Origin of the sequence: Bradyrhizobium sp. Ash2021 (assembly GCF_031202265.1) — a bacterium.
Taxonomy (GTDB): Bacteria; Pseudomonadota; Alphaproteobacteria; order Rhizobiales; family Xanthobacteraceae; genus Bradyrhizobium.
The window spans coordinates 7595131-7617354 of the sequence record NZ_CP100604.1 but is presented as its reverse complement, the minus strand read 5'-3'; the positions used below and the strand labels follow the sequence as shown (position 1 = coordinate 7617354).

The following is a 22224-nucleotide window of genomic DNA, read 5'->3' as shown; positions in this document are numbered from 1 at the left end:
CGCTTCACGAGCCACGCTCCTCCAGGATTTCGCAAACCATGGTCCTGATCTCCTGTTGATCAGCCATCGACAGGGTTGAGACCGCCGCGGCGAATTCCCTCCCGGTCATGTCCGGGCCCAGCGTGAGAGGGTCGTTTTTGAAGATGCGGCCTTTACCTTCCAGCAACCATTCGAGGTTAACGCCGTGCTGCTCGCTGAAGCGCGCGTGACGCCGTGTGGCGCTCGACTACTCGACCCCGGCATGGTGAGACAATCACAGCATGCCTTGGTCCGCGCCGTTTGATGACCCGATACCGCTGCCGGACGGCCGCCAGATCGTCACGCTCAGAGATGCCGCCACCTACATTACCAAGCTGCCGAAAGCCGAGCACGACGCGCCGGAATGGCGGGCCGCCATCGAGGCGCTGATGCTGGTGGTGGGCCTTGGAGGCCCGACCATGTTCGCCCGCATCGGCGTTGTGCGTGCGCTCAACCGGGGCAGCGCGGCGGGGATACCAAGCCCTCGAAAGAAGGCAGCAAAAAAGTATCGGATCATTCGATGGTTTTGCGAAACGTGATAGCCGCGCTGTTGCTGCTCGCGTCGACCAGCATGGCCATGTCCGGCGACATGACCGGACAAGCCAGCGTCATCGACGGAGACACGCTCGAAATTCACGGTAGGCGCATTCGCCTTTGGGGCATAGACGCGCCGGAAAGCAGCCAGCTTTGCCGGAGTGATGATAGCTTGCAGTATCGCTGCGGCGCGAAGGCCGCGAATGATCTGGATGCCTTCATCGCCCGACGGCCGGTGAGCTGCGTTCCCGTGTCGCTCGATCAATATGGGCGGACCGTGGCGACGTGCTCGGTGGACGGCGCCGACCTCGCGGAATGGCTTGTCCGCAACGGCCTCGCGCTCGATTGGCCGCGATATTCGAGGGGAAGGTACGACCCCGCTCAACGCGGCGCCGAGCACACCGGGCGCGGGATATGGGTCGGGAGCTACGTTGCGCCGTGGCTCTATCGCGCCTGCATGCGCGAGGGCGGAACGCCGGGCGGCTGTTCGGATGACACGAATGCCCATCCGTGATCCCAGCCGGGTTAGAACATCCGTTTCCCAAAACGGTCGCCCGCTAAAGCCGTGGCCGCTGGCAGATAGCCGCCCCCGGGGCGTGGGCTAAGGGCGTCGGAATGGCTGCCGGGTAGCGAGGAGCGACAAGGCGGTTGGCGCACCCAAAGCCACGCTGCGGCCCGGCGCGTGGCTGGCTGGTTGGGTGCGCCGACTAATGTCCGCGAACTTGTTGATGCCGATGCTCAACGATCTGCGAATGTGCAAAGTCCGACTTCGACGGATCTACACATTCAGGGTTGGGCGCTCGTGAACAACAATACGACCCCTGAGGCTGTGCTGAAAGCGGCAGAGTACTACGAGCGCGCTTTGGTTCTCGACCCCAACAACATCGAAGCGCTAGTCGGAAGAGCAACCGTACATACTATCTTCGGCGCCGCGCTAATGGGGAATGACAGCATCCCCCACTTTGTGACAGCTGAAGCAGCTTTGATTGACGCGCTGTCCAAGAACCCTCAGCATGCCACCGCGCATTTGGTCCTTGGATCAGTCTACATTTTTACGAGCCGAGCGATGCAAGGTATTGCGGAATGCGAGCGCGCATTGGCGCTTGATCGGAATTTGGCCAGTGCGCACGCTTTTATCGGCCAAGCTAAGCAACTTCTTGGACGCGGTGAGGAAACTGAAGCCCACGTCAATGAAGCACTTCGGATTTCCCCTCGTGACAACTTTGCATTCTGGTGGATGAACTGGGTCGGTTTCTCCAAACTACGGCTCGACAGATTTGCTGACGCGGCCATGTGGTTTCGGCGAGCCATCGAAAACAACCGAAACTATTCTTGGCCCCATTTTGGGCTCGCCGGCGCGCTGATGCAGCTGGGTGATCTGGAAGCAGCAAGGGCTGCCGTGCAGCATGCGGTTGCGCTTGATCCGAATATCAAGGCCGTCTACGGACCAAGATGCTGTCCATAAATTCAGCCTTAGACGATAAGCATGAGCGATTTCTCAATAGTTTGCTCCGCGCTGGAATGCCGGAGGCGTGATGACGTTGGAGCAAGGTCAACGAGCTGGAGATCCGCTTGTAGCAGTAAAGCGGACTTCGGGCCGGTGTCAGCCGATGTCGCAGTTTGACCCGAATGTATGTTCCGGCCGCGCGTTGCAAGAGGTTTCGTCGACCTGGCAGATGCGGTCTTGCATCAATGTATCCGGCCTCTGATTGGAGCGTGTGGTGCTCCGGGCCATCATGGATATCAGCGCGCATTCGAGCTAATTAGCGGACAGGCCTCGAACGGGCCATTCGGGTCACCAGTGTTCGCATGCGCCGGGAAGACCGATCCTCCATCGTCGTCTCATCCTCTCGAAGACCTCGGCGGGTAAGGGATGTTGGTTACGTCATCGATAGCTCCTCACTTCGCGCTGTTCCTTTGTTCGTGCCTGGCGGTCGTTCCTTCGTCCCGGCCTGCGCGCGCAGACGCGCCGCGCGCAAGGGCCGTCAAGGCCGGCCGTCGTGCTGTCCTGACGTCTTGCTCTACCGCTGCCAGGCTGCGCCTTGACGGCCCCGAGCACGGCGCGAGGATCAAGCGAGTCGGACGCCTGCATCGTCGGTCCTCGTCAGCTCGAAGGCGCGTCCTTTGGCCAGCACCGCCCAGGCGATGCGGGCAAGTTTGTTGGCGAGCGCGGTCGCGAGCACGTTGTGATGCAGCCGCTTCTTGGCCGCCTCGATCCATCGCTTGAGCCCATAGCCCCACCTGGTGGGCTTCACCTTCACAAGCACAACCCATGCCGCCTGCACGAACAGAACGCGCAGGTAGCGATTGCCGCGCCTGGAGATTTTGCCGAGGATCGTGCGGTCTCCCGTCGAGATCTGCTTGGGCACCAGTCCGAGCCAGGCGCCGAAGTCGCGGCCTTTGGAGAATACGTCTCCAGTGCCGATCGCGGCCACCATGGCGCTCGAAATGATCGGCCCGATGCCGGGCACCGTCATCAGGCGCGAACATGCCTGATCTTGACGGGCCAGGGCTTCGATCTCGCCGGAGAGGCCATCGATACGCTGATTCAGTCGGCGCCAGTCGCCTGCCAACTCCTCGATGACACGCAACATGCGTGGCGACAGGGCATCGGTGCGCGTCGCAAGGATGGTGGGCAGTTCCGTGCGCAGGAAGCCGATACCTTGGCGCACGGCGATCCCGCGTTCCAACATGAAGGCGCGAATCTGGTTGATGATGCCGGTGCGTTGCGACACCAGTCGCTCGCGCACCCGATGCAGCGCCTGCAGATCCAGTTGCTCCGCGGTCTTGGTCGCCACGAACTTCATCGTCGGGCGCTGCACGGCTTCGGCAATCGCTTCGGCATCATTGAAGTCGTTCTTCTGTCCCTTGCTATAGGGGCGGACATATTTGGCCGGCATAACCTGGCATCGTGACCAAGCGATGCGAGTTTGCGGCTCAGGTGATGCGCGCCGACGCAGGCTTCCATGCCGACCAGGCAGGGCGGCATATTGGCGAGCCGCGCTTCCACTTGGCCACGCGACCACTTTTGCCGCAGTGCGATGGCGCCGCGCGCATCGTGGCCCACGACGTGGAACGAGTTCTTGCCGATATCGATGCCGATCACGGCGATCGCGGTATTGGGTATCTGAGACATGGCGTGCTCCTTGTCTTTGGCGCCCCTTGCGAGCTTCGCTTGCTGGCGGGGCAGGAGCACGGCCGGACCATCCCATTAACGGACTCCGCCCACCGGCAATTTTGCTTGACGTAGCGGCAAGTTGGTAGAACTGTATCCAAGTTAAGACGCCCGACCCTGCGGAATGAAATACGTCCGAGCGGACCCGCGCCTTCTGTTTATGGCCACGTTTGTTGGCAGGAATGGGAGGTAGCAATGGCAGTCGAATACATTTCACCTTCAATTGCGCGATCTCATGGAAGCCCTTCTCGACGGCAGTTTTTCTGCGATGAGATTGGGCGCCGGGAATTTGTCTGCGGCGGAGGCGCCGGCATCCTGAGTGTGATACTTGCCACGCTCCTTGCTGGCTCGAAACCGGCTAGAGCCGAGGCCGTCACCGGATCGGTTCCTGAGCTTGACCACATAGCGGTTCGGATCGTGATCGATAGCTATCAGTTCGCTGTCGCTCCGAGCAGGAAGCTGCCTAATGTTGATATCCAGCATTTTGGCTGGGGTCTCAGCGACAAGCCGCCGGGCAGAACGTTGGTCAGTGAATTCGGCCTTGCGATGCAGGTCGAGTCACGACGCGGCAACGAGACGCGCAATATCCTGGTCGATTTCGGGTTCACGCCGGAAGCACTTCTCAACAATACCGGCCTGCTTGGCATTGATCCCGCAGCAATCGACGCCCTTGTGCTCAGCCACGGGCACCAGGATCACTTTGGCGGTCTCGTCGGTTTCCTGCAGGCGCACAGCGGCAAGCTCAAGCGCAAACTGCCGTTATTTGTCGGCGGCGAAGGATGCTTTTGCGCGCGACAATGGACTGCACCTCCGGTGCGCGGCAACTTCGGCGTCATCGATCGCAAAGCGCTCGAGCAGGCCGAGGTCGCCGTAACCTCCACCGAGAGACCCGCCCTGGTTGCCGATCACGCCGTGACCACGGGGCAGATCGGCCAGAAGAGCTTCGAGAAGGTGCTATCGCCGAGCGCGATGACCATTGGTTTCGACCGAGGCGTCGGCTGTTATCCCGAGCGCCTCAGCGAGGCGGAACGCAGTGCGCCCGTCGTGCCGGATCAATTTCAGCACGAAATCGCCACCGCATTCAATCTGAAAGGACGCGGGCTTGTCGTTCTGACGTCGTGCAGCCATCGCGGCGTGGTCAATGCGATCAGGCAAGCTCAAGCCGCCTCCGGCGTGGAAAAAATTCATGCTGTGATCGGGGGCTTTCATCTCGCGCCTTATCCGGAGGACTACGTTCGGGACACGGTCAAGGCGCTCCAGGAGATCGATCCGACTTACGTGGTTCCGCTGCATTGTACGGGCGAACCCTTCTACGAAATCGCGCGTGCTGCGATGTCCGCGAAAGTCCTTCGCGCGTACACCGGCACTCGCTTGGTTTTTGAGGCGTGACCGGAGCCTCGCGATTACGTAAATGTCCGTTAGTGGCACTTTTCGGACATGCCGGTTGTCGTGGCGGATGTCCGTTGTCGAGGGTGAACCGGAAGCAATTTGCGCCAGCTACGACTTCCGTTTTTGACCCAAAGCCGTCATCGCAGAACCTCTACGTCAGGCAGTCCATAAAGGTCATTGCATCACAATGTCCGCGCGCTCCATCAATTCCTCGGGCATCGGCACGCCGAGGGCTACTGGATAGTTTGATCGGACCGCTTGAGTACCTCGGGCGGGATGGTGACGCCGACCTCCCGAGCGGTCTTAACGTTCACGACGAGCTCGTAAAGCGTCATCCTTTCCACCGGGAGGTCACCCGGTTTGGCTCCCTTCAGAATTTTGTCGACGTACGCAGTCATGCGGCGGATGGCTGCCACTTGGCTCGTTCCATAGTTGAGGAGCCCCCCCGCGCTCACACGGGACGGCGCAAATAGGGTGGGGAGCCGCTCCTTGGCCGCGAGTTTCGCGATTTGGTCCGCGTAGACCCCGAGCACCGGTTCTTCCAGTATCAGCACCGCCTCCGCATGCTGCTGCCTAATTGCTGCGAATGCTGCATCGAGGTCAGGTACTGGACCTGCGAGTCTGATCCGTTGAGGCTCCAGGCCCATGGCTCGCGCCTGCTCCTCGCCCGCCTTCATCAATGCTTCGGAGACGCCCTGATCGCCAAGGATCGCCACTCGTTTCAGGGAAGGAACCACCTCCTTGAGAAGCTCAAGCTGCTTCTTGGATTGCAGCGGATCAAAGCTCGTCACGCCTGTGAGATTTCCAAGGGGCCGCTCCAAATTTGGGACAACACCATCTGGCACCGGATCGACGACAATGGAGAAGACAATCGGGATGTCTGTGACCGCCTTCTTGGCCGCCCGTGCCGTCACAGCTCCCGTGACTGCAAGGACATCCACCTTCATCCGGCTGAACTCAGCAAGAATTTCGGGAAATCGTTCGTAGTGTCCTTCTGCAAATCGCGCTTCGATTACGATATTGCGGCCATCAATGTAGCCGAGGTCGGAAAGCCCTTTCTTGAATGCATCCAAAAGGGGCAGGGTACGACCCTGGGGTGCAAGAAATCCTACATGGGGGATTTTGTCGGCTTGCTGGGCCTCGGATGAGTTGGATGCCAGAAACACTGACAACGACGTCACGACTACAAGCCCAATATTCCTGAAGTACATGGCCTTCTCCAATCAGCGCTCAAGCACCTTCGTAAGGCACCTTCGCATCGATGACTTCTCTCGCTTTGGCACATCGCGTCGATCCCTGGGATGGTTCGGCATGGCAGCAGTCAAAGGATAACCGGACGCTCTCGCGACATCGGAAGACGGCCGCCCACGAGGCGTAGCACGAAATCGCACGCGGTCGCAGTCTTGACGATTGAAGCGAGGAACGGGCCACGGCATCATAGCGCCACGGCGAACGAATAGTGCCCATCTTCATCGACCGTGGCGCACCACTGTACGATTTTGTGCGAAGTGGTTTCCTGTGGTTCGCAATTGGCGCCTCAAGCCGCCGATAGCCGCAGGTGGAACTTGCTGCCGGTCGCCTCGGCGTAGTGCAAAAGTGTCTTGGCGCTCGGCAACGTCTGGCCGCTCCCCAGTCGGGCGGTTGCGGACTGGCTGGTGCTCATGCGAGCAGGGACAGCCCGGCCCGCAAGCGAGCTCTAAGCAACATTTGTCGCGAGACTCGATAAGGCGTATCCTGATGCGCGACTTAGGTCGTCTGGAATGATCGATGCAGAATCGGAGGCCGCAAAATGCAACGCAGAGCATTTTTGGTGGTCGGTGGCCGCACGGTGGTGGCGGCGCTCGCGGCCGCGACCGGCAGTCCGAACTTGCTGTTTGCAAAAGATCGGACGCCCTCGTCGGTCGCGCTGGAGCAGCGGATCGCAGACGTACTCGCGGCTTACGATGCCCAAGGAAACCACCGCACGGGGACGCCGACCGACAAAGCGTCAGCAGAATGGCTGGCGAAAAAGGTACAGGAATTAGGCGCCGAGCCTGAGCTCGAACCCTTCGCGCTCAGCCGGGTTGATCCGCAATCGTGTCACTTGCGAATCGCGGATCGGCGCATCGACGGAGTGCCGCTCTTCGACGCCAACTTCACCGACGGGGAAGGAGTACGCGGCAGGCTCGGACCCCTCGGTAGCGACGCCGAGATCGGGTTGGCAGAAACCGAGCCGCTTGGGGTCACGGAGGGGTTCAGAGCGCAAGCGGGGCCCGTCGCGGAAGCGCGGCAGAGCCGCCACAAGGCGGTGGTCCTGCTCACGCGCGGCAGCCACCCCGGACTCTTCCTGCTCAACGCCGGATCCTTCACCAAGCCGATCGGCCCGCCGACGCTGCAAGTCTCAAGCGTCGAAAGCGGGTGGCTGCAGGAGCAGGCCCGGCAGCGCCCCGAGGCGACGCTCGTTGCCCACGCGAGCCGGACGGCCGCGGAAGCCTTAAACGTCACCCTCAAGGTCGCGGGCAGCAACCCGGCACTGGCGCCGCTCGTCTTCATGGCACCGCGTAGTGGCTGGTGGCAATGCGTAAGCGAGCAGGGGAGCCGCCTTGCGTGTTGGCTGGAAACGATCAGGGTCCTGGCCGCCGGCAAGCCTGCGCGGGATTCCTTCTTCGTCGCGTTGAGTGGTCACGAACTCGGACTTCTAGGTATTTATGACTATCAAAAACGCCGAGGAGACCTTGTGCGGCGCGCACACGCGTGGATTTTTATCGGCTCTGACATTGGTGCGCCGCGACAGCCGAATCTCATCCACGCCTCCGACGAAGTGCTTGAACAGTGGATGGTCCGGTCACTGGAAAAGGAAGGGCTGACCGTAAACGCGAAAACGCCTTACGCTTCCGCAGCTCGCGGAGAAGCCCGTCCCGTCCAGCAGGGCGGCGGGCGGTTCGTGACGCTGGTGTGTAGCAGCGAGGTCTATCATAACGTGGCCGACCGCTGGCCGGAGGCGGTCGATGTGGCGACACTCGCTCGCTACGCCAGCGCGTTTGCGAACGGCGCCTTGGAGCTTGCACAGCAACAGAGCTGACGCCGCCCGCGATGAGGGCGCTCCATCCCACAGAGACTCCATGCCACCGTTGTAGACGCCAGTTCAGTGCTGAGCTGCTACCAACCTTGAATACGGTTCTGGCCCTTCGCGTCGATCCGGCCCCAGATCAGCGCGTCAGCTATCCACGGGTTACCCGAATCGTTTTGCAGAGCTGTCGGAAAGACTGACCTTCAGGAAACGTAGCACGACACCGCAGGCCGCCGCGCATTTGAGAAGTCCCATGATGTCCGCCATTCCGCCGCTATCGGGGGTGAACCAGACATAAGAGCAGCGCCGGGCTACTTCGCAGTTTGACCCAGACTGTGTGAAAACACCCTCAATGAAAACACCCTCAATGATATGATTCTCCAGCGATTCGGTTGGAGGATTCGATGACGCGCTTTGTCGTTGGCGATGACCGCAGCCAGAGCACGTTGTTTCCCGAGCGGCTGGAAGACTATTTAGCCGAGGATAATCCGGTCCGAGCGATCGATGTCTTTGTCGATGAGCTTGATCTGGCCAAGCTGGGCTTTGGCGGTGTTGAGCCGGAGGCGACAGGAAGGCCGGCCTACCACCCGGCGACATTGTTGAAGATTTACGTCTACGGATACCTCAATCGAGTGCAATCGAGCCGGCGCCTGGAACGGGAATGCCAACGCAACATTGAGTTGGTTTGGCTGACCGGACGCTTAATGCCAGACTTCAAGACGATAGCCGACTTCCGGAAGGATAACGGCGAGGCCATCCGCAAGGTTTGCCGTGAGTTCGTGGTGCTGTGCCGACGCCTTGAGCTGTTCAGCGAAGCGAGCGTTGCGATCGACGGCAGCAAGTTCAAGGCCGTCAACACTCGGGACCGGAACTTCACCCAGGCCAAGATGCAGCGGCGGCTGGCGCAGATTGACGAGAGCATCGCCCGGTATCTCTCGCAGCTCGACAGCGCCGACCGCCAGGGGGAAGCAGTACCGGAGGCCAAGATCACCCGGCTCAACGAGAAGATTGCGACGCTGCGCCAGGAGATACAACGCCTAAACGGTCTGAACACTCTGATGATGCAGACCGAGGACAAACAGATATCGCTGACCGACCCCGATGCTCGCTCGATGGCCACGAGTGGCCGAGGCAGCGGGATGGTCGGGTACAATGTTCAAAGTGCTGTCGACACCAAGCATCATCTCATTGTTACCCATGAGGTGACCAACGTTGGGTCTGACCGGAGCCAGCTATCCCGCATGTCCGAGCAGGCACGCGCAGCGATTGGTTCCGAGACGGCTGTAGCCGATCGCGGGTACTATAGCGGCGAGGAAATTGTTGCCTGTGAGCAAGCCGGCGTCACTGTCTATCTGCCGAAGCCGATAACGTCGGGCCTCAACGTCAAAGGGCGCTTCGGCAAGCAGGACTTCGTCTACGTCGCGGCGGACGACGTTTATCTTTGTCCCGCCGGTGAGCAGCTAGTCTATCACTACACCAACGAAGAGGATGGCAAGACACTGCGCCGCTATTGGACCAACGCGTGCCAGGGCTGCGCGCTGAAGGGTCAGTGCACGACAGGCAAAGAACGACGGATCTCACGTTGGGAGCACGAAGCCGTCCTTGAGGCCGTGCAAGCGAGGCTCGATCGAAACCCGGCGAAAATGCGCCTTCGCCGCCAGACCGTCGAGCATCCATTCGGTACGATAAAGTCGTGGATGGGATCGACGCACTTCCAGATGAAAACGCTCAAGCACGTCGGTACCGAAATGGCGCTACACGTCCTGGCCTACAACATGAAACGGGTCATGAGCATTCTCGGCGTTGGCGGACTAATAGAAGCGATCCGAGCATAGGCTCGGCTCATGAGCCAGCCGGCTGCGCCTCAAACCTCAACATCCGCGTTTTTACACAGTCTGGACCCATATGCGACATCGGCCGAGAGCCCAAACATAGCGATGAGCCGTTTTCAAAGGTGGCTGCGGTAGACCGTTTGTCTTTACGCTCGACTATGCCGACGCGATGGGTTCCTCACTCCAATTGGCTGACATACGCGGCGACGGCTTTGATTTGCGCTTCAGTAAGATCGTGGGCGATCGGCTGCATAATCGCCGACGTATCGGGCTGATCCCTGTTCTGCCCTCTTTCTTTTTCCCAGTTCGTCAGCTTCCTGAAGATGTAGTCATGAAGCTGCCCTGCCAGGCGAGGAAATGCATCGGCCCCCTTCGCATCCGGCCCGTGACAGGAGGCGCAGGGAGGAACGTTGGCGCTCGGAACGCCTTCTTCGTAAATCTTCTTGCCCTCCGGCACGAGCTCCTTTGTGGCGCCTCCCAACGGCTTGGGATTGAGGTCCTTGAAGTATGTGGCCAAGGCCGAGACCATGGATGGCTTCAGAACATGCGCGACATTGAACATGACCGGGTTTGTGCGCCGGTGCTCGATAAACGCTTGCAATTGATTCTGGAGATACTCCGGCTGCTGTCCCGCCAGCCGCGGCATCGGAAAAGACCCGCGAAAGCCTTGCGCCGCCAAGCCGTGGCAGGTCTTGCAATAGTCGGTCTTGGCCTTGAGTTCTTGCCCAGAGACGGCGGACGCCGCCTTGTCTTCCGCATCCGCCAGCGCGGAGACAATGCAGAGGACGGCGGCAAGGGCTGCTGTCGGCGATACCGATCGTAACCTCATGGAACCCTGCCTTTGATCAACTCAAGCTACGCCGCGCCGGGGACTTTGGTCCAGCCTGATTTTTTCGGCGGCGGTTGATCCAGCTCAAAGACTGCCGGACGAATCCCGTATTTTTGCCGATACGCGACGAGGGATTCTCGTTGTATTAGTGGTGTTGCCCCGTGACGAAACGCACCGTTTCGCCGCACGCTTTAGTGTTGTGACTGCAACCTATAGTTGCTAAAATGTCTCGCTGTCGTTGAAATCGGATTCGACCCAGCGAATGTCGCTTGGCCAAGCTCTCCACTCTTGGCCTATTGTTCGCGAGCGCGCCTGGCAATTCGATTCCTGTTTGCCGTGAGCGCACCGCGATGGGACAGCGCGCGATGCGGGGGTACCGTTCTAGTCGACTCTCCGGGAATGGCAGGCTATTCGCTGCGCTCGTGCTTGCTGCAGTGCTGGCGGGCTGCATGACAATTGGCTCTACTTCGCCAGCACAAGCGCTGCCGAGCTTCGCACGTCAGACTGGACAGCCCTGCGGTACCTGCCACACCGATTTCCCCGCGCTTACCCCTTACGGAAGACGGTTCAAGCTGCTCGGATACACCCCTGGCGGCGGCGAGTTTCGCACGACGCCGTTCTCATCCAACGCCGGACGCGACGCACGCGCCGAACTCGACAAATTGCGCGGCTATGCCAAGGCGATTGAACCTCCGGCGAGTGATGGTAACAAGGAATACGTGCCGCCGCTCTCGATGATGGCGATTGTCGGCTTCACCCACACCCAAGCGCCACTGCCCCCGCCGACGGACCCCTACAGCCCAAACGACAACACCGTGCTCTCGCCATTCAGCGCGTTCTGGGGCGGAGCCATCACCAACGATATCGGCGCGTTCGCGCAGGTCACCTATAACGCGCCGCCTGCCGGCGGATTCGGGGATCCGTTCGGACACACCTGGACCTGGGACAATACCGATGTTCGTTTTGCCAGGACGGCGAGCATCGGCCCGCTCGACCTTGTCTACGGCATCACGGCCAACAACAATCCGACCGTCCAGGATTTGTGGAACACTACGCCGGCCTGGTCATTCCCCTATGCGGTATCGACGCTTGCACCGACCCCCTCAAGCAAGACGATGATCGAGGGCGCTTTCGCCGCGCATGTCGGTGGCGTCGGCGCCTACACCTTGATCAACGATCTGCTCTATCTCGAAGTCACGGGTTACAAGACGCTCGGGTTCAGCCAGCAGAACGCGCTGGGCACTGACCCGTTCGGCGCGCCCGGTCTGTTTGGCAGCGTGGCGCCGTATTGGCGCGTCGCCCTCGAGCCGCATTGGGGCAGGCACTCGCTGATGGTCGGCACCTTCGGAATGTACTTCGATGTGCATCCTTGGCTCGATACAAGCTTCGCGAGTTTTTCGACCGGAACGTTTCCGCTATCGGATAAGTTCACGGACATCGGCTTTGATACGCAATACCAGTATCAAGGCGACAATTACTGGCTGACGTTGCGCGGCAGTTATATTCGCGAGTTTCAGCGGCTCGATTCGAGCTTCGCCAACTTTGCTTCGTCCAATCCGACCAACCTCCTGAACAGCCTGAAGCTGCAAGCCTCGTTCGCTTATGGCGGCGACAACCGGATCGTTTTCACCGGACAATATTTCAATATCTGGGGCACCGCCGATGCGACCCTGTTCGGGACCGATCCCGTCACCGGGTTGGCCATGACCCCGAACAGCGACGGCTTCCAGGCTGAAATCGCCTACATCCCGTTCGGGCTCAGCAAGTCGTTCGGCTGGCCATGGTTCAATGCCCGCATTGGCCTGCAATACACCTATTACAACAAGTTCAACGGCACCACGGTCGGGGCCCACGACAACAACACGCTCTTCCTCCACGCCTGGTTTGCCATGTAGGCGGGCGCGCCCGCAGACGGAGATCGTCAGATGAGAAAACTGCTTTTGGCAAATGCCGCAGCGCTTGCAATGGCCGTCGCGGGACCCGTGCTCGCCGCCGACATGCCGCTCAAGGCGGAGACGCCGTTCGCAGCGCGCTTCAGCTGGACGGGTTGCTACGTTGGCGGCCACGTCGGCGGCGGTTTTGGACGCAAGGACATTACCGATCCGGTGCAGCTGGTGCAGGATTCGTTTCTGGGCGCTGGCTCTACTGTGGACGTCACAACGGTCAGTCCATCGCCGACCGGTGTGGTGATTGGCGGGCAGATCGGCTGCGACTACCAGTTCGCTCCCTCCTGGGTCGTCGGCATCGAGGGTGCCGCGTCCGGTTCGACCATGAGGAACACGAGAACCGTCGGGCTGCCGCTCAGCCCCCCCGACACGGCCCTGGTGAAGGCCAATACCGACTTTCTGCCGAGCCTGACTGTTCGCCTGGGCTACGCCATCGACAATGTGTTGCTGTACGCCAAGGGGGGCGTCGCGCTCGCCGGAGATAAATACGATGTCACCGGTTCATTCGGCGGTACCCCGTTTGCCTTTGAGGGGTTGGACAATCGCGTGGGGTGGACCGTCGGTGGCGGCGTGGACTGGGCTTTCACGCATCATTGGTCCGCCTTCGTCGAATACGACTACTATCAATTCGGACATGGCAACGTCTTGATGTCCGATCCGGTCAACGTTTTCTCGGGCCTGGTCGACGTCAAGCAAAACATCCAGGTCGTGAAAGTCGGGCTCAACTTTCACGTCTGGGCAGCCGGCTGGTGACGGTCGAACTATGCTAGGGGAGGAGGACAGCGCGGATGTCACCTGACAGGCGCAAGCGCCGTATCTTAGGGGTCACCGGCTTGCGGTTCGTGTGGCCCGCAGTGCTGCTGGCTGTCGGTTTTTCAGTCGTGGGTCGCGCGGAGGACAGAGTGATCGTCGCGAGGCAGGGCGGCCTGGAGGCGAAACTGGAATATTGCAAAACCTGCCACGGGTTGTCAGCGCAGGGGTATCGTGGATATTTTCCAATGCCGCGACTGGCAGGACAGCAACCGCAATATATGGAGAATCAGTTGCGGGCTTTCATCGAGCGCCGGCGCACGAACCCCATCATGGCCAACGTCGCCCACGTGCTGAGCCCCTCTATGGTCTCGGCCTTGGCGACACATTTCAGAAATCTCGATCCCAAGCCGATCGGAGGCGCGCCAAGGGGTTCATTGGCGTTGGGCAAGAGGATCTTCGAGGACGGGCTTCCCGATGCCAATGTGCCGGCCTGCGCGGCCTGTCATGGGTCCGAAGGCAAGGGTCAGAACGAAATTCCGCGGCTGGCGGGCCAGCTCTATGAGTACTCCGTCGGACAGCTCACGGGTTGGACGAAGGTACGAGGCCAAGGATCGGCAGTCGACACCTCCGCGATCATGGCGCCGACAGCGCATAATCTGACGCGATCACAAATTGAAGCCGTCGCGGCCTATGTCAGCTACCTTCAATGAGAGTTTGGATCCCGCATATGCCGGGTCGGTCAATCGAATTGAGCTTGAGGTCATGAAGCGCACCGGATTGAAAGCAGCGGTCTTGGCAATTGTCGCGTCAATCGCTCCCGCGATGGCGTGGGATGGAGACGCCAGCATCCGCAACTGCACCTGGTGCCACGGAACATCGGGACAGGGTTACATGGTCGCGCCGAGGCTGGCCGGTCAGCGTCCGGCCTATACCGAAAGCCAGATCAGAAGCTTCCGCGAGCACGCGCGCGACAACCCTTTTTCGAAGCAATACATGTGGGGCGCCGTGGCCGCGCTTGATGCTCGCACCGCCCGCGAACTCGCGGCCTACTTTGCAACGATTTCGCCTAAACCCGCCAATGACGGCGACAGGAATCTCGCGGCCGCGGGCAGAACGATTTATATGGAGGGAATTCCGGAAGCCAACGTTGCATCCTGCTATGCCTGTCATGGCCCGAACGCCGAGGGCGTGCGCGAAATTCCTCGCCTTGGGGGGCTTGCTTATTTCTACCTGAAGGCGCGGCTCCAGCAGTGGGGCCAAGGATACCATTCGGATCCGGCCTCTCCGATGCCCCTGGTCGCGCGGCAATTGGGCCCGAACGAAATTGAGGCGCTGGCTTCCTACCTCAGCTTTGTCAGGTAAGCGCGTTGCGCAACATTTCGCTTCGAAGTCCTGGCGGTCTTATCCGAACGAAAACACGAGCCCGGGCGATGGCGTCAATGACGCTCCGGCGCTGACCGCGGCCGATATTGGCGGAGCCTGCCGACGTTGTCCTGATCTTCAGCTCTTGAACCTCACCATGTCGATTGTATCCGCGTTCCCGCAATACTCCACATAGTTTGTCGCAGCAGTCCCGGCCGCGAGCTCCTGATGGCACCGGCGCTTGTGCGTGCAGAACGAACAGACGCGCTCCATGTCGCGCAATAAGGCCGGCTCCGCCCGCCATACGGCCGCTTCGTCGATGCCCAGCGCCGTGAGCGCGTACGGTAACTCGTTCGCGCCGTCCGACCCCTGCCGCACCAGCATCTCTAGATCGGCGGGCGTCACATTGAGATCGCGCGCCACCCGCCCGAGCTCGCCCGGATCAGCTGCGCACCCCATCAGTTCGCTCAACTCCCGCCGCTGCTTGAGCCAGTCGCCAAACAGATCGATCACTTTCGTCACGAAAGGATAAGGTTCACGCTGGGTTGTCGTCATCGTACCCTCCATCGTCTGAGATATAACTCTGGGTACCCGCCCTCGCGGGTCGCCTGCGCGACGCCAACTAGGACTGCGGTCGCGCGACCGCACTGGTCTCTGTTAAAAGGCAGCGTCAGCAATGCGCCGATCGTTCCGCCTCAGCCTCCTGCTCCAGCTGCAAGATATGCCTTCGCACGACCTCGAACCTCTCTTCGACAACCTCACTGAAAAGCGGGTTCCTCTGATCAGTCAATCTCGAGGCGATCTCCGCCCAATCCTGAGGTTGTAGCGCCTTGACTGCGGCCGGAAAGAAATCTCGCTCTTCCATGGCGATATGGCGCCGTTCCTGCTCGATGAAGTCGCGAATGATGTCGTTGATGTTCTGTCGCAGGAGTTCCTGATCAGCTAGTACACTCTCGACCGCCCGCGCGACCCGGCGCAAGCCTTCGGCGCCCCTCCGGTGCTCGGCCGCGAGATCGCCGATATTCGCGGTCGCGGCGGGATCACGCACCTTCAGCTTCTCGAATACCATATCCTCCGTCGGATGATGGTAGGCGTCGGGATAGACCTGGAAATAAGCGATAACCGCGTGGACTACCTCGTAGTCAGGGCGGTCCCCACGAGCGAAGACGCTCAGCTCGCGCTCGAGAACGAGGAGCAACTTCTCAATGTTGCGATGTTCCTGGCGCAGGATTTCAATGACCATTGCGCCCTCCCTGAAGATAGATTTCTTGTAACAGTCGCAGATGTCGCGTCGTAAGACATTGCGATAGATCAATAAGCTGGGAACGGGCGCTTACTGCCGAACCGTGCGGCTCGAGATGCCCAGGGCGCTGTATAGCGGACAGCTCTTGAAGAACGCCGTCACCAGCAGCACCAATCCGATCAATCCGGCCCAGTGCCATCCCTCGATTGACAGGCCGTCCTGGAAAGCGAATGCAACCAGGGCCAATCCCAGAACTATCCGCACATACTGATCAATGGTTCCTACATTTACCGGCATGATGCTTCTCCTCGGTTGAACCTAAAGCTGAGTAAAGCTCGCACGAGATGCCGGACCGGGCTTTGATCTGCCTCAACAATGAATTGACGGCTCAATGTACGGAAAGCACGTCCAGATTTGTCATCAGACCGAGACTGTGCCGGGTTACAATGTCGCTGCAGGAGTCCACTTCGTGGAACTCGCGTCTGGTTTCGCAACGGGCCAGCACCGGCCGGGTATTTTGACCGATGTCGACCTATCGTCTGAAAAATCTGCTCTCGCCCCATTCGGTCGCGCTGGTCGGCGCAAGTCCGCGGCAGGGGTCCGTCGGCCGGGCCATTCTCCACAATATTCAGAAAGCGAAATTCAAGGGTGATTTCGGATTGGTGAATCCGCGCTACGCCGAGATCGACGGCGTCGCCACGGTCGCCAGCCTTGGCAAACTGCCATTCGTGCCGGAATTGGTTGTCGTCACCGCGCCGGCAAGCGCGGTCGCTGCCCTCATCGATGAAGCTGGGCAGCAGGGCGCGGCGGGTGCGGTGATCGTCAGTGCCGGTCTCGGCCATGGCGCCGGGTCGCTGGCGGATGCGGCCGAACGGGCGGCGCAAAAATACGGGATGCGGCTGATCGGACCCAATTGTCTGGGCATCGTGATGCCCGGCGTCAATCTCAACGCAAGTTTTTCAGCGCACATGCCGTGTGCGGGAAATCTGGCGCTGATCTCACAGTCGGGTGCCATTGCCGCCGGCATGGTGGACTGGGCGGCGCAGCGCTCGGTCGGCTTTTCCGGAATCGTCTCCATCGGTGATCAACTCGACCTCGATCTCGCAGATCTGCTTGATTACTTCGCGCTGGACGAAAAGACGCGCGCCATTCTACTTTACGTCGAGTCGATCAAGGACGCCCGCAAATTCATGTCGGCGGCGCGCGCTGCAGCAAGGATCAAACCGGTCGTTGTCGTCAAGTCCGGTCGCATGGCGCAAGGCGCGAAGGCCGCCGCAACCCACACCGGCGCGCTGGCCGGATCAGACGCCGTTTACGATGCGGCGTTCCAACGCGCGGGCATCTTGCGGGTGTCGGATCTTCGCGAGTTGTTTGACTGTGCCGAGACGCTGGGACGCGTCAAACCACCTCCGGGGAAACGGCTGGCAATCCTGACCAATGGCGGCGGCATCGGGGTTCTTGCCATCGATCGCCTTGTCGAGCTCGGAGGAATCCCGGCGGAGATCGGGCCTGATGTTCGTGAGAAGTTGAATACGGTGTTGCCGCGGACCTGGTCCGGATCAAATCCCGTCGATATTGTCGGCGATGCCTACCCCGCGCGCTATGCCGCTGCGCTTGAGCTCCTGCTCGCCGACGCGGGTAACGATGCGATCCTTGTGATGAATGTTCAGACCGCGATCGCCGCGGCCGATGACATCGCTGCTACCGTGACTGGTGTGGTCGAAAAGTATCGCCGCGAGCATCCGGGGACTGCCAAACCCGTCCTAGCGGTCTGGGTCGGAGCGGATCCAAAAATCATCGATCTGCTGAGCAGTGCAGGGATTCCCAACTACCCGACCGAAGACGATGCAGTACGAGGCTTTATGCACCTGGTTCGGCATCGCGAGGTCGTGGAGGCGCTGGCGCAGGTGCCGCCGGCCATGCCTAGCACATTTGAACCCGATATCGACGCCGCCCGAAAAGTCGTCGCCATTGCGCTTGCCGACGGCCGCCACTGGCTCGACCCGGTCGAGATCAAGCGGCTGTTTGACGCCTACGACATCGCAATGGTGCCGACGTTTGCGGCCGCCGACGCTGAGCAAGCGGTCGTCCGTGCCGAAGCGTTGCTCGCACAAGGCTCGACTGTGGTGCTCAAGATCATGTCGCGCGACATCGTTCACAAATCCGATGTCGGTGGCGTCGTTCTCAATCTCACCAGTGCCCACGCCGTCCGGAAGGCGACCGCTGAAATTCTCGCGCGGGCGAGAGCGCTTCGACCGGAAGCGCGGATAGCGGGTGTGATGGTGCAGGCCATGGTCGTGCGGCCGAAGGCGCGCGAACTCATCCTCGGCCTCGCCGACGATCCGACCTTCGGCACAGTCGTTGTGTTCGGTCGGGGCGGAACGGCGGTCGAGATCATCAACGACAAGGCATTGGGGCTGCCGCCGCTCGACCTGCAGTTGGCGCGGAATCTGATCGAACGCACCCGGGTCTCGCGAATCCTGCGCGCCTATCGGGACGTGCCGGCGGTCAAGCCGGATGCCGTCGCCATGGTTCTGGTCAAGCTGGCGCAGGTGGCTGCCGACATTCCTGAAATCCGCGAGCTCGACATCAATCCGTTGCTGGCGGATGAGGCCGGCGTGCTGGCGGTCGATGCGCGTGTCGCCGTCGGCGCGGTGGCGCGGAAGTTTGCGGGCTCGGGCCCCGCCAATTTCGCGGTACGGCCTTATCCATCGCAATGGCAGCGTCACATCCAGGTAAAGGACGGCTGGCGGGTGTTTGTTCGCCCGATCCGGCCCGAGGATGAACCGCTGATTCATGAGCTTTTGCGCCACGTGACCCCCAACGATCTGCGGCTGCGATTCTTCGCGCCGATGAAGCAATTCACTCACGAATTCATCGCCCGCTTGACCCAGCTCGACTATGCCCGCGCGATGGCCTTTGTCGCGTTCGACGAAGCCACCAACGAAATGGTCGGCGTGGTGCGAATTCACTCGGATTCGATCTATGAGAGCGGGGAATATGCGATCCTGCTCAGATCGGACCTCAAGGGCAGGGGGCTGGGCTGGGCCTTGATGCAGCTGATCATCGAATACGCGAGGTCCGAAGGACTCAAGGCGATCTCGGGCGAAGTGCTTGCCGAGAACACGGCCATGCTGGCGATGTGTCGGGAGCTCGGCTTTGAGGTGAAGGCAGACCCCGTTGAGCACAGCATATGCAACGTCAAGCTTGTGCTGGATGGACACTGAAGCCGGGCGATCGGTGCGCGGCGGTAGTGGCTTATCGAACCGTTGTCGTTTCAGACTGCTTCCCAAGCCAGAGCTGCAGCGCAGATATGAGGACCAGGACGGCTCCACCGAGACCGGTCAATTCGATGGCTTTGAGAACAAATGCGAGTTGGAGATATGGCTGCGGCTGATCGGTGTCGGCGATAGGGACGACATCGGGAACGAGAACGGAGCTTGCCACGAACGCGACGCCTGAAACGAGCGCAAGGAGCAGGATAGCTTTCAGATAGGGCAGCATGGAATTGTCTCCATCATTTTGCTCGACGGGAGGAAGCGCGTTCTGCTTTAGAGGTGCGATACCGAAGTCACGCGGTAGGTGTGCATCGTGCCGCGTTCGTTGATCGAGACATATTCGCCGACATTGAAGCGTTCGTCCGCGAAATGAAATCCGGCTTCGTCGGGCAAATCGACTTCGCCGTCGTAGTGGAACCCCCATGAGCCACCGGGGCGATGGACGAGATGTCCAAGGCTGTCTTCTTCGTTCGGGCGCATGCGCGCGACCCGGCATGCGTCGCGGTGCGATTGCCACAGCTTCGGATTGATGGAGCCATCCGCATCGATTGGCGCGACGAAGACATATGCCACTTCGGCGTCGCCGTCGGGATGGGCGGGTTCGCGTGCGAGTGCGATACGGAGTTGCCGAAACTGCGCCGGCAGGGAGGCATTCAGGATCGGCTTTCGTTGGGTCTTGGACATGTTTGTAACGCTCCCTGGTTGATGGGCATGAGGCCCATGCATTCGCCGGGATCAGTGTTGTTCCGTTGCGGCCGGCGCCGCGGCTGCTGCCCCAGCCGTGGATTTCTTCAGACTTTTGACGATGATTGTGATGAGCGGCACCAGCAGCATCGGCAGCACGCCGTTCAGCGGATGCTGGATCATGCCGGAGACCTGGGACTGCATCGCTCGGGCCTCAATTTGCAGCGCTTCGACGGCCGTTCCGTGAATTTCGTTCGCGAGTTCAAGTTCGCGACCTGAGGGCGCCCTGTCCGCAATCACGAACAGGACAGCCGCAATCACGAAATTGACCACGCCAAGGATGGCGGCGGCGGAAATCGCGCTCCAGATTTGCACCAGGACGAAATAGGCCGATAGCTCCAGCATCAAGAGGCCGAAGGCAGCGATCAGCGCCGCAAACGCCCTCAAGCCGAGGCCGACCAGCAGATGCCGCATCCGGATATCGGCGATGATCCGGTCGGTCCGCCAGAGCGCCCGCAGGTTTTTAACGACGTTCTCGCTGTTCACGTCAGTGCCTCCTCAGCATCAAGCCGACGACGACGCCAAGCGCGAAAGCAGAGGCCAGCGTCGTGATCGGACGATCGGCTATCAGTTTCTCGATCTGGTCTTGATCCCCGCTCAGGGTCTCGCCGAGATCCCTCAGGGCAGCCTTGACCTGGTCGGCGAGGGCGTCGGCGCGGCTCTTGGATGCGTCGAAAACGCCTTCGGCTGTGGTATTCAGCAGTGCCGCCACGTCGCCTTTGAGCGCCTGCAACTCATCTTTTACCTCGCTTGAGTCGAACATGGCATTCGTCGTTCCGTCGTTTAGCCCAGCCCGAACTCTATGCGAGAACGCGGCGCTGCGTTTGATTTGCGTCAATCGTCCGGCACAACAGGATTTCCTGTTTGAGGCAAGTCAACACGGCTGTCGTCTCGCCGTTTAAGAAAGGCACTACGCGGAAGAGGATAGCGATTGTGGTGACTTCGCCTCAGTTAACAATCATGCCATCGGGTGATGTGCTTGAGTTACGCCCGGCTGGATCCTGGATCGCGGCCAATGTGACGACACTGGAATCCCTTTCCAACGGCGTTGCGGCCGAGCTCGGCCGTTCGAAATCCGTGAAGCTCGACATGGCTGGTGTGAGCGAGCTCGACACATTTGGGGGCTTGGCTGCTCGAGAAAATCTCGCGGCGAGCGACGTCGGCTGGCCACAGCGCCGATGTGGTCGGCGTGCCCGGCAACTATGCCGGACTGATCGAGGAGGTCCGTCAGGTCAATCGCCACAATCCCGCGCCGCTGCCCGCACTAAATCCTGTCGTGGCCAGGGTGAACGACATCGGCCGCTCCGTGGTCGGTGCGATGGAAGACATCACCGTATTCCTGCAGATGCTGGGTTCGCTGTTTCTGGCCCTCATCGGTGTGCTCCGGAGGCCGAGATCGCTGCGCCTGACGTCGCTGGTTTATCAGTTGTACAGGATCGGCTGGCAGGCGATCCCGATTGTCGCGCTGATCACTTTCCTGATAGGCGCGATCATCGCGCAGCAAGGTATCTTCCATTTCCGCAAGTTCGGCGCCGACTCCTACGTCGTCGACATGGTCGGCATTCTGGTGCTGCGTGAATTGGGTGTGCTGATCGTCGCGATCATGGTCGCCGGACGGTCGGGAAGCGCCTACACCGCCGAGCTTGGCTCGATGAAGATGCGCGAGGAGATCGACGCGCTGTCGACCATGGGTCTCGATCCCGTCGAAGTCCTGATCCTGCCCCGCATCGTCGCGCTGATCTTCGCGCTGCCGATCCTGAGTTTCATCGGATCGATAGCCGCGCTCTACGGCGGCGGTTTGGTGGCACAGTTCTATGGCGGCATGGGGCCGGCGATCTTCATCGCCCGGCTGCATGAGGCGGTCTCCGTGACCAGCTTCGAGGTCGGAATTATCAAGGCGCCGTTCATGGCGCTGGCTATCGGCATCGTCGCTTGCAGCGAGGGCCTGCGGGTAAAGGGAAGCGCGGAGTCGCTCGGCAAGCAGACGACAACGTCAGTGGTAAAATCGATCTTCCTGGTGATCGTGCTCGACGGACTTTTCGCCGTGTTCTTTGCGTCGATTGGAATGTAGC

General features: G+C 60.6%; 21 protein-coding genes and 2 pseudogenes. 12 read left to right on the top strand and 11 right to left on the bottom strand.

What is annotated here, in order from left to right:
• The first annotated feature begins 260 nt into the window (after positions 1–260).
• From NL528_RS36670 to NL528_RS36660, 3 genes are all read left to right on the top strand, one after another.
• Entirely contained in the window at positions 261–557 is a 297-nt protein-coding gene (locus NL528_RS36670) for a hypothetical protein (protein ID WP_309179246.1), read from the top strand.
• Positions 539–1066: a thermonuclease family protein gene (locus tag NL528_RS36665; RefSeq protein ID WP_309179245.1), complete on the top strand. Its 528-nt coding sequence runs from the start codon at positions 539–541 to the stop codon at positions 1064–1066. Before NL528_RS36670 ends, NL528_RS36665 begins: the two co-directional genes overlap by 19 nt.
• Before the next feature lie 288 nt (positions 1067–1354).
• Positions 1355–2017 (top strand): tetratricopeptide repeat protein, encoded by a 663-nt coding sequence (locus tag NL528_RS36660; RefSeq protein WP_309179244.1) that lies wholly within the window; start codon positions 1355–1357, stop codon positions 2015–2017.
• 604 nt (positions 2018–2621) lie between these two features.
• On the opposite strand, the pseudogene NL528_RS36655 reads toward NL528_RS36660, so the two are convergent.
• A pseudogene (locus NL528_RS36655) lies at positions 2622–3688 on the bottom strand (IS110 family transposase).
• A 258-nt stretch (positions 3689–3946) separates the two neighbouring features.
• A complete protein-coding gene (locus NL528_RS36645) occupies positions 3947–4210 on the bottom strand; it encodes a hypothetical protein (protein ID WP_309179243.1) in 264 nt (87 codons plus the stop codon).
• A gap of 39 nt (positions 4211–4249) precedes the next feature.
• Here NL528_RS36645 and NL528_RS36640 point away from each other — a divergent pair, with 39 nt between their 5' ends.
• Positions 4250–5116, top strand: coding sequence for an MBL fold metallo-hydrolase (locus tag NL528_RS36640; RefSeq protein ID WP_309179242.1), 867 nt, complete (start codon positions 4250–4252; stop codon positions 5114–5116).
• A 233-nt stretch (positions 5117–5349) separates the two neighbouring features.
• Here NL528_RS36640 and NL528_RS36635 read toward each other — a convergent pair whose 3' ends face one another.
• Positions 5350–6327, bottom strand: a complete 978-nt coding sequence (locus NL528_RS36635; RefSeq protein WP_309179241.1) for an ABC transporter substrate-binding protein — start codon at positions 6325–6327, stop codon at positions 5350–5352.
• A gap of 578 nt (positions 6328–6905) precedes the next feature.
• Here NL528_RS36635 and NL528_RS36630 point away from each other — a divergent pair.
• Both NL528_RS36630 and NL528_RS36625 read left to right on the top strand, forming a co-directional pair.
• The gene (locus NL528_RS36630) at positions 6906–8177 is read left to right on the top strand and encodes a hypothetical protein (RefSeq protein ID WP_309179240.1); all 1272 of its coding nucleotides are present in this window, start codon (positions 6906–6908) and stop codon (positions 8175–8177) included.
• Between the two features lie 392 nt (positions 8178–8569).
• Positions 8570–10000, top strand: coding sequence for an IS1182 family transposase (locus NL528_RS36625; RefSeq protein ID WP_309179239.1), 1431 nt, complete (start codon positions 8570–8572; stop codon positions 9998–10000).
• A 175-nt stretch (positions 10001–10175) separates the two neighbouring features.
• Here the strand turns inward: NL528_RS36625 and NL528_RS36620 are convergent, their stop codons facing one another.
• Positions 10176–10826, bottom strand: coding sequence for a c-type cytochrome (locus NL528_RS36620; RefSeq protein WP_309179238.1), 651 nt, complete (start codon positions 10824–10826; stop codon positions 10176–10178).
• 449 nt (positions 10827–11275) lie between these two features.
• On the opposite strand from NL528_RS36620, the gene NL528_RS36615 reads away from it, so the two are divergent.
• From NL528_RS36615 to NL528_RS36600, 4 genes are all read left to right on the top strand, one after another.
• Positions 11276–12721: a cytochrome C gene (locus NL528_RS36615; protein WP_309179237.1), complete on the top strand. Its 1446-nt coding sequence runs from the start codon at positions 11276–11278 to the stop codon at positions 12719–12721.
• A gap of 30 nt (positions 12722–12751) precedes the next feature.
• A complete protein-coding gene (locus tag NL528_RS36610; protein ID WP_309179236.1) occupies positions 12752–13525 on the top strand; it encodes an outer membrane beta-barrel protein in 774 nt (257 codons plus the stop codon).
• A gap of 101 nt (positions 13526–13626) precedes the next feature.
• Positions 13627–14235, top strand: coding sequence for a c-type cytochrome (locus NL528_RS36605; protein WP_309179235.1), 609 nt, complete (start codon positions 13627–13629; stop codon positions 14233–14235).
• A gap of 52 nt (positions 14236–14287) precedes the next feature.
• Positions 14288–14887, top strand: coding sequence for a c-type cytochrome (locus NL528_RS36600; protein WP_309179234.1), 600 nt, complete (start codon positions 14288–14290; stop codon positions 14885–14887).
• Between the two features lie 138 nt (positions 14888–15025).
• Here the strand turns inward: NL528_RS36600 and NL528_RS36595 are convergent, their stop codons facing one another.
• The 3 genes from NL528_RS36595 to NL528_RS36585 form a co-directional block, all read right to left on the bottom strand.
• Entirely contained in the window at positions 15026–15442 is a 417-nt protein-coding gene (locus NL528_RS36595; protein WP_309179233.1) for a hypothetical protein, read from the bottom strand.
• 115 nt (positions 15443–15557) lie between these two features.
• Positions 15558–16130 (bottom strand): hemerythrin domain-containing protein, encoded by a 573-nt coding sequence (locus NL528_RS36590; RefSeq protein ID WP_309179232.1) that lies wholly within the window; start codon positions 16128–16130, stop codon positions 15558–15560.
• A gap of 90 nt (positions 16131–16220) precedes the next feature.
• Positions 16221–16427, bottom strand: a complete 207-nt coding sequence (locus NL528_RS36585) for a DUF2892 domain-containing protein (protein ID WP_309179231.1) — start codon at positions 16425–16427, stop codon at positions 16221–16223.
• A 227-nt stretch (positions 16428–16654) separates the two neighbouring features.
• On the opposite strand from NL528_RS36585, the gene NL528_RS36580 reads away from it, so the two are divergent.
• The gene (locus NL528_RS36580; protein ID WP_309179230.1) at positions 16655–19357 is read left to right on the top strand and encodes a bifunctional acetate--CoA ligase family protein/GNAT family N-acetyltransferase; all 2703 of its coding nucleotides are present in this window, start codon (positions 16655–16657) and stop codon (positions 19355–19357) included.
• A gap of 31 nt (positions 19358–19388) precedes the next feature.
• On the opposite strand, the gene NL528_RS36575 is transcribed toward NL528_RS36580, so the two are convergent.
• Genes NL528_RS36575 through NL528_RS36560 form a run of 4 tightly spaced genes read right to left on the bottom strand, consistent with a single transcriptional unit; the run spans position 19389 to position 20915 of the window.
• Positions 19389–19634, bottom strand: a complete 246-nt coding sequence (locus NL528_RS36575; protein WP_309179229.1) for a hypothetical protein — start codon at positions 19632–19634, stop codon at positions 19389–19391.
• A gap of 47 nt (positions 19635–19681) precedes the next feature.
• Positions 19682–20092: a hypothetical protein gene (locus tag NL528_RS36570; protein ID WP_309179228.1), complete on the bottom strand. Its 411-nt coding sequence runs from the start codon at positions 20090–20092 to the stop codon at positions 19682–19684.
• A gap of 51 nt (positions 20093–20143) precedes the next feature.
• Entirely contained in the window at positions 20144–20638 is a 495-nt protein-coding gene (locus NL528_RS36565; RefSeq protein ID WP_309179227.1) for a phage holin family protein, read from the bottom strand.
• Between the two features lies 1 nt (position 20639).
• Entirely contained in the window at positions 20640–20915 is a 276-nt protein-coding gene (locus NL528_RS36560) for a hypothetical protein (protein ID WP_309179226.1), read from the bottom strand.
• A 197-nt stretch (positions 20916–21112) separates the two neighbouring features.
• On the opposite strand from NL528_RS36560, the pseudogene NL528_RS36555 reads away from it, so the two are divergent.
• Positions 21113–22223: pseudogene (locus NL528_RS36555) on the top strand (MlaE family lipid ABC transporter permease subunit).
• Position 22224: the final 1 nt, after the last annotated feature.